Below are 11,995 nucleotides of genomic sequence, written 5' to 3'. Positions count from 1 at the left end.
ATCATGGCAGGACTCCTAGCTAGGCAATCGCCAACGAGTGGGGTTTCCAAAAGGAAAAACGATAACCAGCGCCGCGTAGCATCGCTGCAGTCGAAATGGGGCTGGTTTCTGGTGCTGGGTATCGTCCTGTCGTTGTGCGGAGTAATGGCCGTCGCGCTTCCGGCGATTTCCACATTTGCGGCAAGCGTTGTCCTCGGATTCGTCCTTTCGCTCGCGGGCGCTGTTAAGATGATCCAATCCTTGCAAGTCAAGGAGTGGAGCGGATTCATCTGGCAAGAGCTGACCGGCGCGGTCGAGCTGGTTGGAGGTATTCTGATATATTTCAACCCTTTGAAGGGCGCTCTTGCGATCACTCTGGTGATCGCCTTGGTGTTTCTTGTACAGGGCATTCTTCAAGTCGCGCTCGCGGTCCGGGTGCGGAAGCAAGCTGGTTGGCAGTGGTTCGGAGTTTCGGGCCTGGTCGCACTGGTCGCCAGTGCGACGCTCGCATTGAAGTTGCCGTATACCAGCATTTACACGCCGGGCACGATTGCGGGCATTTCCCTCCTTGTCGCTGGCGGCGCGTACATCGCCATTGCCCTCACTATGCGCAGGGCCGGGTCATGAACATCTCGCGCAAAACATCTGGGCAACATCGTTCGGTTGAGAAGCTGAGATGATCAGACATTTCTCTTGTGCTTGCTTGATGATTGCTTGTTTGGCGGGCGCTGCGACCCCTTACGTCAGTTCGATTTCCTTCGCCCAGCAGCCTAGCGCAGGACAGGGAGCTCCGCCTCCTGCTGTTGTCATCGAACATATCAAGGTTCAGCAAGTGAGCAGTCCCGCGCAATTTACTGCCCGTGTCGAGGCCATCGAAGCAGTGGACATCCGCGCGCGCGTCACCGGCTTTCTGCACTCCGTCAATTTCAAGGATGGGCAGACCGTGAAAGTTGGGGACACGCTGTTTGAGATCGAGCCAGATCAGCTTGATGCCTTGGTCGCGTCGGCGCGGGCGCAGGTGGCGCGTGCCGAGGCGACACGCCGGTCGGCCGAACGGACCCTAGCGCGCAACCGGGACCTGTTTGCTCGAAGAACGGTCTCGCAGGCCGCCCTGGACGAGGTTCAGGCGGCGTTCGATGTCGCTGTCGCCGATGTGCAGGTTGCAGAGGCGGCCCTGCACACCGCCGAACTCAACCTTGCCTATGCCCGCATCACTGCACCGATCTCCGGCAACATCGGCCGTGCGACATTCACGACGGGCAATCTGGTCGGATCGGATTCCGGTTCACTGGCACGAATAGTCAGCCTGGACACGGTCCGCGTGGCGTTCGCAGTGACCGAGGGATTGCTTGTGACAATCCGGCAGCAGGAGGCGAGTGGCAGCAACATCGATCCGAATTCGCTGAAGCTTTCACTGCGTCTTGCCAACGGGACGGACTACGACGCGCCCGGTCGAATCGAATTTGTCGAGAACGAGATCGACCCGCAGACAGGTACGGTCGCGGCTCGCGCAGTTTTCCCCAATCCCCGACACATCCTTCTCCCGGGACAGTTCGTCACGCTCCATGTGCAGCAGAAAGACGTGCCCACTTTGCCGGTAGTCCCCCAGACAGCGGTGCTGCAGGATCGCGAAGGGCGCTTCGTCTATCTGCTCGGCAAGGACAACATCGTCTCGCAACGGCGCATCGACACCGGCACACGCGTCGGCAATGGATGGGCGGTCAACACCGGCCTGAATGGTGGCGAGCAGGTCGTGGTCCAGGGAATCCAGCGTCTCGCCGAGGGCATGACGGTTCAGCCGAGCGAAGGCCAGCCCGTCGGCGGCGGCTCATGATTTCCGATCTCTTCATCACCCGGACCCGGATGGCAATCGTCATTTCAATCGTCATGTCGATCGCCGGCACGATCGCCATCTTTTCGCTGCCGGTGCAGCAATACCCTGAAATCACGCCGCCCACGGTTACGGTTTCCGCCACCTATCCCGGCGCCAGCGCGGAAGTGATCGCCGATGTCGTCGGTGGACCCTTAGAGACAGCCATCAACGGCGTCCCCAATATGATGTACATGTCGTCGACTAGCTCGAATGCCGGGCAATATTCGCTGTCCGTGACGTTCGAAGTGGGGACAAATCCCGACATCGCACAGGTCAATGTGCAGAACAGGGCGCAACTGGCGATTTCCCAGTTGCCGGCTGCGGTCACCCAGCAAGGCGTGGCGGTGCGGTCACGTTCGCCCGATTTTGTGCTCGGCATCGCCTTCTATTCCCCGGACAGCAAGCTCGACGTGTTGCAGATCACCAACTTCACTTCAACGACAATCGCTGATGCGATCTCGCGCGTCGCGGGCGTCGGCGAGGCTTCCGTCGTCGGCGCGTCCGAATACTCGATGCGTGTGTGGATAGATCCGGCGCGCATGGATGCGCTCGGCATAACGGCCGATGACGTGGCTGCTGCCATTCAGCGGCAGAACATCCAGGCCTCGCTCGGCCAGACCGGCGCCCCGCCGGCGCGGGAAGGCACCGAGCTACAATATACGCTCGTGGCTCGTGGCCGGCTCTTGAGCACGGGCGAGTTCGGCGACATCGTCGTGCGCACCGGGGAGGCTGGAGCGATCGTACGGCTGCGCGACATCGCCCGCATCGAACTGGGCGCCCGGAATTATTCATCGAGCGCGAGCTTCGCAGGGCATGACACGGCGATGTTGCAGATAAACCAGGCACCTGGGGCCAACGCGATCCAGACCGCCAATGCCGTGCTTGCAGAGCTCCAGCGCCTTTCACCGGGGTTCCCGCCCGGCCTCGAATACCAGGTCGTCTACGATGCAACCCGTTTCGTCCGGACGAGCCTTTCGCTCATTGTCCGTATCCTCGGCGAGGCTTTCCTCATCGTGCTCGTCGTCACGTACCTGTTCCTGCAGGACTGGCGCGCCACCTTGGTTTCGGCACTGGCCATGCCCGTCTCGATGCTGGGCGCGATCGCCGTCCTGCTGGCCTTTGGATACTCGATAAATTCGATCTCGCTGCTCGCGCTGGTGCTGGCTATCGGACTGGTCGCGGATGACGCGATTCTGGTCGTCGAGAATGTCAAGCATGTCATGGAGGACGACCCCGCGATTGAATCGGCTGAGGCCGCCCGCAAGGCGATGCGGCAGATCACGGGTCCGATCATTTCCACCACGCTCGTGCTCCTCGCCGTAGTGACTCCGACAGCTTTTCTGTCGGGCATAAGTGGACAGCTCTACCGTCAGTTCGCGGTCACGTTGTCGGCGGCGCTCGTTCTCTCGTCACTTGTCGGTCTGACGCTCAGCCCGGCGCTCAGCGCGATCCTGCTGAGACGTGGACAGCGCGGATACCGGCGCGGTCCACTCGGCTGGTTCGCGCGCCTCCTCGATGCGACGCGCGTCAGGTATGGCCGAATGGTCGGGCTCCTGGTGCGGTTTTGGATCATCCCTCTCGCCGCGCTTGCCGCTTGCTTCCTGGGCGCCTACCTGCTGCTTAGCAGGCTGCCTACCACCTTTCTCCCGGACGAGGACCAAGGCGCCCTGTTTGTGGATATCCAGCTTCCGAACGCAGCCTCGCTTGATCGCACGAGGGCGATTGTACGCGAGGTTCAACAGACGTTGTTGGCGACGAAACGTGTCGAAAACGTCATTTCGGTCGCCGGCTTCAGCATCGTGCAGGGGACGCAATCTCCCAACGGAGCGATGATTGTCGCGGCATTGGATCCTTGGCAGCAGCGCGCCACGCCGGACCTTCAGCTCAACGCCATCCTGGCGCGGCTCCGCGCGCAGTTCTCGACCATCCCTGGCGCAAATGTAGCCGTCTTTTCGCCGCCGGCCATTTCGGGCATCGGCACGGTCGGCGGTCTCGACCTGCGCCTACAGGCTTTGCAGGGGCAGTCGCCGGAGGAGATCGCGGAGGTGGTGCGCGGATTCGTGACGGCGGTCAACCAGGCGCCGGAAATCGGTGGCGTTGCGACAACCTTCAGCGCCGATGTGCCGCAGATTTATGTCGATGTCGACCGAACCCGCGCCGAAGCACTTGGCGTGAGCGCGTCCGACATCTATTCGACGATCGGCGCCAGCTTCGGGTCTCGTTACGTGAATGATTTCACGCTGCAGGGACGGGTCTTCCAGGTCAATCTTCGCTGACGCCGAGCACCGGGCGGATGCCGAGGACATTCTCAACCTTCATGTCCGCAGCCGGACGGGTGCAATGGTGCCGCTCAGGGCGGTGGTGTCGACCAGCACCGTGCTCGCGCCCTTCGTCATCTCCCGCTACAACCTCTCGGTAGCGGCACCGATCAACGGGCAGGTCGCGGCTGGCGGCAGTTCCGGAGCGGCGATGGACGCCGTCGAACGCGTGGCGGCTCAGGCGCTGCCGGCTGGCTATGGGTACGAATGGTCCGGCCTGTCGTTCCAGGAGCGGCGCAGCAGCGGCCAGGAAACCGTCATCTTCGGACTGGCCTTTCTGTTCGCCTATCTGTTCCTTGTAGCGCAATACGAGAGCTGGACCCTGCCCATCGCGGTCATCCTGTCGCTCGGAGCCGCGTTGTTTGGCGCGACCGCGGCGCTTACGCTCTTCGGACTGCAGAACAGCCTCTACGCGCAGATCGCCATCGTGCTGCTCATCGGGCTGGCGTCGAAGAACGCCATCCTGATCGTCGAATTCGCCAAGGAGCGCCGTGAGGAGGGGCGGCCGATCGCTGAGGCAACCATGCTGGGTGCCGAGCAGCGCTTCCGCGCCGTCATGATGACAGCTCTGTCCTTCATTTTGGGCATAGTGCCCCTGGCGGTGTCCACCGGCGCCGGCGCTGGCGCACGCCAGGCGGTGGGCGCGACAATCTTTGGTGGCATGTTGGCCGCAACGACGATCGGCCTCTTTGTCATCCCGACCCTGTTCGCGGTGATCCAGCGTATGGCGGAATGGGGCTCTCCACGCCCGAAAGCAGAAATGGAACCACCGATGATGAGTTAGTCCCTCAATCGAGGAGGAAGCTATGGCCACCTATGAGAATGGAACAGCATCGACCGCGCCGCCAACTTCAGTTCGTCTCCTGCTGGGCCTTATGCTGATCATTGCCGGAGTCTTCGTTTTGGGCGATATAGCGCTGGCTACCATGATCAGCGCCATGATCATTGGTGTCACTGCCATTGTTGTGGGTGCGTTCGAAATGATGCATGCCTTCTGGATGAAGGGATGGGGCGGCTTCGCAGGGCAATTCGTCCTTGGTATATTGTACGTCGTCTTCGGCGCGACGGTCGTAAATCAACCTGCGTCCGGCGCACTGGTCCTGACTTTCGTCCTCGGACTGCTGCTCCTGGCCTCCGGCATCGTGCGCCTCTTTATTGGCATCAAGCATTGGAGCGATACCGGCTGGACACTCGTGCTCTCCGGAGCATTCGGCGTTCTGGCTGGCGTCATTATCCTGACTGGTTGGCCGGCGACAGGTCTTTGGGTGCTCGGATTTCTGTTCGGCATTGACCTCATTTCGCACGGCGTTGCGTGGTTGGCGTCGGGATGGCTGGCGCCAGCACGCGGCGAGGCCGCTGCGTAACCTGCCCGATCGTTCGCAACCAGAGCGAATTCCAGCAGCGCATTAGCAAAGGTGCCATGTTTCCTGCTCGTCAGCGACGGCACATCCACCCATTCTGGATGTCTCTGCCACAGGCCCGAATACGATACATCATGGACCGCATCGATGCCGGGTTTTCACGGTTGACCGCGCTGTGATTTGCGCGGCTGAAGTCATGAGCATGGCAGTTATCAGCAGGCACAGCTGAGACGGCTGGAATGCTGACAGGATCTTTCTCAGACGAACCGAAAGCCGGACCACACCAGATCTCCACATGTCTGGAATGCGCACCGCGTCCGGATTGCGCCGCGATCATGCCTGCAGCCTATGCAGCAGCAGGCCCAATCGCTCGCCAGCAGCAGCGTTCTGCTCGTCGTCGGTCTGCCAGTTCGAGGGAGCGCTGTTGATGCCCTCTCGCACGTCACTCGGGCAATATCCGAACTCGCGTTTGAAAGCGCGGCTGAACTCCGCCCCGTCACCGAAACCGTGTTCCTCCCCGATGTCAAGAATTCGGCGACGGTCGGTCGGATCGGCGAGCGCTGCACGGGCGGCCAGCAGGCGCCGGTGCTGAATATATAGTGCCTGACTCCTCCCGACGCTTCAAAAAGGCGGTAGAGCCGGGAACGGGATATTCCGAGTTCGCGACGCAATCCCGTGGCATCCAGACCTGGATCCAACAGATGCGCCTGCACAAAACGACGGGCGCGCTCGAGCATCGCAGCGGCGATTGGCTCGTGGGCCTCCCCGATATTTTCGGCGGACGGCGCGAAGCAGGCAAGGATCATCGCTCGCGTGGCAGTGACCAGCCCAGGAAGGTCGGCCACGTCCAATGTCGGAAGCCGCTGAGCGAGGCTCGTCAGATAGTCGGCAAGCAGTCGCCCCATACCTCGACCGAGCACAGAGAACTCGGCGGCGTCGAGAACGTGCGCCATATCGCGGCAGAGGTCGCGCGGCACAAACAGCAAAAGCATTTCGCTGTCCGTTACATAGCCCTCGAAAGCCCTTCCAAGCGGGTGTATCTGCACCGAACCGGCATCCCCCGCGAATGTACCGCGTGAAGTGGTTGTCTGCGCGCCGCCTTCGCGGAGCAGGGTCAACAACCAATGGTCGATCGGATTTCGGCGGATCCGGCCAGCCAGGCCTGCGAAACCCAAACTCTTGGTACTGACCTGAGCCAAGGCAAGCTCACCCAAATCCCAGACGACCTGCGTGCCTGCGAAGCCGGTGGTGGTGTCGTTCAGCTCGACGAGCTCGAGCATGGCAGCAAAACTCTGGCGCCAAGCCGCAAATTGATCCCTAAGAGGGAATTCCCGGGTCGAGAATTCAAAGTGGGGAACCGAAATGTGTTCCGGGACCACCGGAGGCGGCTCAATTGTTGCGCGAACCGCTGCTAGTGGCGCCGCATGCCCCGCCAAGACCACGGGAGCCGTCCGCGCTACATTTGTGATCACAACGGCGCTCCCGACGAAGCATCCGATCTCCGTCCTATGCCCCAGTCATGAACCTCCGTGCATATTAGCAATGCATAATATTTATTACTTTTCGCGCAATCGCCATGTGTCACTGACAGCAAAGCCATCAGAGATACCCTTTCCTCTAAGAACATCTCCCCGCATGAAATCATTTAACTCATTTCAGCCTGCATCTCAAGGTGGTGTAAGAGTCTTACATACTACCGATTCATCTATTATAGTTAATCACCCCGAGACAAAGCGCGTGCGCGTTGACCTCCGGACAGCAGAGCTGCAATCCAGCGTTTTGACGGTTCGTGCGCGCAATATGTAACGACAACGATCAGAATCGGCACGCCAATGAACGCCCCCGGCAGACCCCACATGAAACTCCAGAAGAACACGGCAAACACGACGGCGAAAGGCGATATTGCCAATGATGCGCCGGCAAGCGACGGTTCAAGATAGCTGCCGATCACGAATTGGATGACATTCAGACCGATGAAAACGACGAGCGCCAATTGCCAGGAGCCAGACTGTGCGATGGCGAACAAGGTCGGAAAAATCGTCGCCGTAAGCGGTCCAATGAAAGGAATATAGTTCAATGCAAAAGCCATTGCGCCCCAAGCCGTTGCGAGCTCAAGTCCGGCAACAAGCGCGAACATCCAGACTACAACGCCAGTGAAGACGGACGCGATACTGCGAATAATCATAAAGCGACGAACCTTGCTGCCGATTTCGCCGCTGATCTGCAGGAGCAACTCGCCATATGGCTGAGCCGAAGCCAAGCAGAGGCGATTCCGGAAATCGTCGGCTTCCAGCAAGCCAAGCATTACAAATATGCAGGCAAGCAGGGTGAGGCCAGCAGTACTGTTCAGCCGACCGATCAGGCCCTGGGTAACGCCGACGAGCCAGGTCACGTTGAAATGCTCTTCGATTGCACCGGCGACGGCGATCCCATGGCCCTCCAACCAGGTCGCCCAGTTGGCGTAGATCGTCTGCAGTCGGTCGCTGTTATAGAACAGCCATTGCGCAAGCTTGCTGAACCCCCAGACGATTGCGGAACCCACGACCACGATAACTGTGATGGTAAACAGCAGCGTAATCAGCAAGGCTAATGGTCGTGCTACCCGCTTCTGCAAGGCCGCCTGAATTGGCCAAACCAGTGCGATCACGAACAATGAGAACGCAAGCGGCATGAAGATCGCTCTGGCAAAATACACAAGGGCGACGACAAGAACACCGGTCACCAGAGGGTTGACCATCGGGCGATCGCTCGGTTCAGCCATCTGAGTGCCCTACTCTCGATCCAGCGCGAACCCTGCAATCATCGTCGAGCTTTGGCAGCCGGTTGCTTCACCGGCAGCGGCCGGCGTGAACGAGCCGGAAGCCGTCGGTACGAGCCAGGCAGGCATTCGAGAAAGTGCGCAGGCGCCCGGCTCTAGTCGCGCATACCGGGGCAAACTGGCGAGTGCAGGCGACTGTCTGTATCGGGCGCGATATGCGACACTCGCCATTTCTCACGATCTGGAAGCCCTGCGCACGAGCCATGCATGCATTGCCGAACGTCTGCAGCCTGTCGCCGCGCCGGCCGCAAACGGGCGCATGCTGGAAGGTGCAGGCCTGCGGCCGCGGCGTAACCGGACGAGGCTGATCGACGGGCACGGTGCATGCCGACAACAATGCAGCGACCAGCAACCCCATGGTCGGGCCGGCGAACAGGCATTGAAGCTGCTTCATTTACGCAGCCTCTGATGCCTGACTGAGCGCGTCACGCAGTGTCTGCTCCTTCGTGTCGTCCAGCGATGTCTTGAGCACGACGCCACCAAATCCCTTGATCGCGTTCAGCACTTTGTCAGCGGTCATTCCGTGGACGAGCACGAACAAGGCAGCATTTCCTGGCTGCAAGCTGGCCGACAGATCTTTCATGAAAGCATCGTTTATTCCGACGTCGGTCAGCGCGCCGCCAAGCGCGCCAGAAGCGGCGCCAATCGCCACACCGACGACGGGATTGAGGAAAATGACGCCGATAAGCAAACCCCAGAAGCTACCTGACACGGCACCAGCGACGGTCGTGTTCATGATCTGATTGAGCTTCACGTTGCCGGCTTCCGTCTTGGTCGCGATCACGGCGTCACCGATGTTGATGAGGTATTCCTTCTGCAACGCAAACAGGCGCTGGCGCACCTCTTCTGCCTTCGCCTCTGTGGGGTAGACTAGGACGATGAGATCGGACATGGGACCTCCACTGCGAAATCGATGGGCTCTAGACGTCCACGGTTTGCGACATCTCACTTTATGTCTCTCTCACAGCGAAGAAATCAGCGGAGAATCCCATCCCTTTGCTTTCCGTCTCTTTTTGATTGTGGTCGATGAGGACTGCAGTCCCTCGACTTGCGCTCGGTCGTCGTAGGCTATTACGTCATCTCGACAGCATTTAACCGGCATATACTGGAGGCCTGCATGAGGCGGCACTGGTCGATCGAGCTGTGGCGTTCACTTTCCCCCGGCGGCTTGATTCTCGGGACGCTCTTCTTTGCCGCGTCACTCACCCCGACTCTGCTACCCCGGACCTTTCTCACCCAAGGTGTGCTTTCGGGATTCTCCTTGGCCGCCGGATATGGCATCGGCGTGTTCGGGCGGTGGCTTTGGATTTATCTGGAGTTGCCGGCGCCCCGAAACCTACGTGTCACGAATCTGCTCGCTGCCGTCGGATGTTTGCTCCTCGCCTCGATCTTCCTCTGGCGGGCTGCGCAATGGCAGAATTCCATCCGGAAGCTGATGGGCCTCGACCTGGTCGAAAGCGGACATCCAGTCAAGGTTGGTCTGCTCGCACTGGGGACATTCGCTCTCGTTATCGCCCTGGCGCGGCTCTTTCAGCTGACATTCCGTTTCGTCTCGACAAGGGTTGGCCGCTTTGCGCCGAGAAGGGTATCGAACGTTGTCGGCGTCGTCGTCTCGGTTGCGCTTTTCTGGTCGATCATCAGCGGTGTGCTGTTTCGCGCAGCGCTTCACCTCGCAGACTCGTCCTATCGGCAATACGATGCGCTGATCGAAACGGAGACTGTGCAGCCGACCGACCCCAATAGGACTGGCAGTAGCGCCTCGTTGCTCGACTGGAATGAGTTGGGACGGGCGGGACGAGAGTTCATTGCCACGGGGCCGACGGGTGAGGAAATACGCGCCTTTACCAACAAGGAAGCGCTGCAGCCCATCCGCGTCTATGTCGGGCTTCGATCCGCTGACAGCCCTGAAAAACGGGCGCGGCTCGCTCTGGAGGAGTTGATACGCGTGGGCGGCTTCAGGCGCTCGGTGCTGGTCGTCGTGACGCCCACCGGAAGCGGATGGGTCGATCCGGCGGCGATGGACAGCCTGGAGTATCTTCAGAACGGCGACATCGCGAGCGTCGCAGTACAGTACTCCTACCTTGCCAGTTGGCTGTCGCTGCTTGTGGAGCCCGATTACGGAGCCGACAATGCGCGCGCCCTATTCCGGGATATCTACGAGTATTGGACCAGGCTTCCCAAGAATGGCCGCCCGCGACTCTATCTGCACGGTCTCAGTTTGGGCGCGATGAACTCCGAACGATCGACCGACCTGTTCGACGTGGTGGGAGATCCGTTTCAGGGCGCGCTGTGGAGCGGACCGCCTTACCAGAGCCGCCTTTGGCGTTCGTTTACGAGGGACCGCAATCCGGGGTCGCCTGTCTGGCTTCCCCGTTTTCGTGACGGATCGATTGTTCGGTTCATGAACCAAGATGGCGGGGCAGCGGCTCCGGGCTCCAGCTGGGGACCAATGCGGATTGTTTATCTCCAGTATGCGAGCGACCCGGTGACATTCTTCGATTACCGCGATGTCTATCGCGAGCCGGATTGGATGAAGGCGCCGCGCGGTCCTGACGTCTCACCTGAACTGCGGTGGTACCCGATGGTGACGGTGCTGCAACTCGCGCTCGACATGGCCATGGCGACAACCGCGCCGATCGGGCACGGACATGTCTATGCGCCAGGCGATTACATCGAGGCCTGGATTGCAGTGACAAATGTTCAGGGGTGGTCCTTGCAGCAGATTGCGGAATTGAAACGACATCTAGGCCGTTTGCCCTGACGCGGCCGGGATGCATCTTGTTGGCCGTATAGAGCACGCGCCGGTAGTCGTTGTTTCCTCGGTGAGTTCTTCGATGGCGCTTACAAAACCCTTCATGACGATTTCCCACGTGTCGTTGGGCTGACCGCCGGCCTGCTTTTGTGGATTGCGTTCGCTTGGAGTGGCGGCGCTCCAGCTACGCCGTATGCCATCTTCAACATCCATCCTGATGCCGTGAGGCACCAGGTTCGGTCCGAGGGAGTTCCCCGCGGGTCAGGCGTCGTTCGCGCCCTGCGAGCGTCACGGCGCGGCAAGACACGAAACGCGATCACCTACATCGCGCCTCGAAGATTCGCCCGTTCCGATCCCGGTATCGACAGTATCCACGGCGGTCGGCGGAACTGTCAGGAATTCTGTGCGCGAGGCCGGTTTCGTCATTGGCTGACGAACCTTTCGCCGAAGACGACGGCGAACTGGGTCTTGGCCTCGAACCATTCGCGCGGCGGTCGTTTCCATTCCTCGGCCGCGTGGTTCAGCACCAAATATAGCAGCTTCATGGCCGCATCGTCACTGGGGAAGTGTCCCCGGGTGCGGACGGCGCGGCGCAGCTTGGAGTTCAGCGCCTCTATGGCGTTCGTGGTGTAGATGATTCGCCGCACGCTTTCGGGATAGGCAAAGAATGGGACGACGTGCTGCCAATTGCGCCGCCAGCTTTGGGTGATCGCCGGATACCGCTGCCCCCAGTAGCTGGCTTCGAAGTCCTCAAGAGCCTTCATGCCGGCTTCGGCGTCCTTGGCCCGGTGGATCGCGCGCAGCGCCGGCACGACGGACTTGCGGTCCTTCCAGGACACGAACTCCAGGGAATGACGGATCAGGTGCACGATGCAGGTCTGGACGACAGTCTGG

9 protein-coding genes and 1 pseudogene are annotated in these 11,995 nt (G+C 60.4%); 5 read left to right on the top strand and 5 right to left on the bottom strand.

Translation table 11 applies throughout. From position 1 onward, the window contains the following. Positions 1 to 3 precede the first annotated feature (3 nt). The 4 genes and pseudogenes from NKH71_RS28800 to NKH71_RS28785 all read left to right on the top strand — a co-directional run bounded on the left by NKH71_RS28800 (position 4) and on the right by NKH71_RS28785 (position 5,534). A complete protein-coding gene (locus NKH71_RS28800) occupies positions 4 to 606 on the top strand; it encodes an HdeD family acid-resistance protein (protein WP_352895572.1) in 603 nt (200 codons plus the stop codon). A 205-nt stretch (positions 607 to 811) separates the two neighbouring features. After that, positions 812 to 1,813: an efflux RND transporter periplasmic adaptor subunit gene (locus NKH71_RS28795; RefSeq protein ID WP_352895570.1), complete on the top strand. Its 1,002-nt coding sequence runs from the start codon at positions 812 to 814 to the stop codon at positions 1,811 to 1,813. Next, positions 1,810 to 4,903, top strand: a pseudogene (locus NKH71_RS28790) (efflux RND transporter permease subunit); the annotation flags it as partial. The gene NKH71_RS28795 and the pseudogene NKH71_RS28790, both read left to right, overlap by 4 nt. Positions 4,904 to 4,976: 73 nt before the next feature. Further along, entirely contained in the window at positions 4,977 to 5,534 is a 558-nt protein-coding gene (locus NKH71_RS28785; protein ID WP_352895569.1) for an HdeD family acid-resistance protein, read from the top strand. Positions 5,535 to 5,788: 254 nt separating this feature from the next. On the opposite strand, the gene NKH71_RS33540 is transcribed toward NKH71_RS28785, so the two are convergent. The 4 genes from NKH71_RS33540 to NKH71_RS28765 all read right to left on the bottom strand — a co-directional run bounded on the left by NKH71_RS33540 (position 5,789) and on the right by NKH71_RS28765 (position 9,241). Next, complete coding sequence (locus NKH71_RS33540; protein WP_502900424.1) at positions 5,789 to 6,811, bottom strand: helix-turn-helix domain-containing protein; 1,023 nt, start codon at positions 6,809 to 6,811, stop codon at positions 5,789 to 5,791. 434 nt (positions 6,812 to 7,245) lie between these two features. Further along, positions 7,246 to 8,292, bottom strand: a complete 1,047-nt coding sequence (locus NKH71_RS28775; protein ID WP_352895568.1) for an AI-2E family transporter — start codon at positions 8,290 to 8,292, stop codon at positions 7,246 to 7,248. A gap of 67 nt (positions 8,293 to 8,359) precedes the next feature. After that, positions 8,360 to 8,743, bottom strand: a complete 384-nt coding sequence (locus tag NKH71_RS28770) for a Kazal-type serine protease inhibitor domain-containing protein (protein ID WP_352895566.1) — start codon at positions 8,741 to 8,743, stop codon at positions 8,360 to 8,362. Then, complete coding sequence (locus tag NKH71_RS28765; RefSeq protein ID WP_352895564.1) at positions 8,744 to 9,241, bottom strand: DUF1269 domain-containing protein; 498 nt, start codon at positions 9,239 to 9,241, stop codon at positions 8,744 to 8,746. Positions 9,242 to 9,466: 225 nt separating this feature from the next. On the opposite strand from NKH71_RS28765, the gene NKH71_RS28760 reads away from it, so the two are divergent. After that, complete coding sequence (locus NKH71_RS28760; RefSeq protein WP_352895563.1) at positions 9,467 to 11,110, top strand: alpha/beta hydrolase; 1,644 nt, start codon at positions 9,467 to 9,469, stop codon at positions 11,108 to 11,110. 413 nt (positions 11,111 to 11,523) lie between these two features. Here the strand turns inward: NKH71_RS28760 and NKH71_RS28755 are convergent. After that, a partial coding sequence (locus tag NKH71_RS28755) for a transposase (RefSeq protein ID WP_352895561.1) occupies positions 11,524 to 11,995 on the bottom strand: 472 nt, incomplete at its 5' end.

This window comes from Mesorhizobium sp. M0983, from assembly GCF_040318975.1.
Taxonomy (GTDB): domain Bacteria; phylum Pseudomonadota; class Alphaproteobacteria; order Rhizobiales; family Rhizobiaceae; genus Mesorhizobium.
This window is presented reverse-complemented; position numbering and strand designations above follow the sequence as displayed.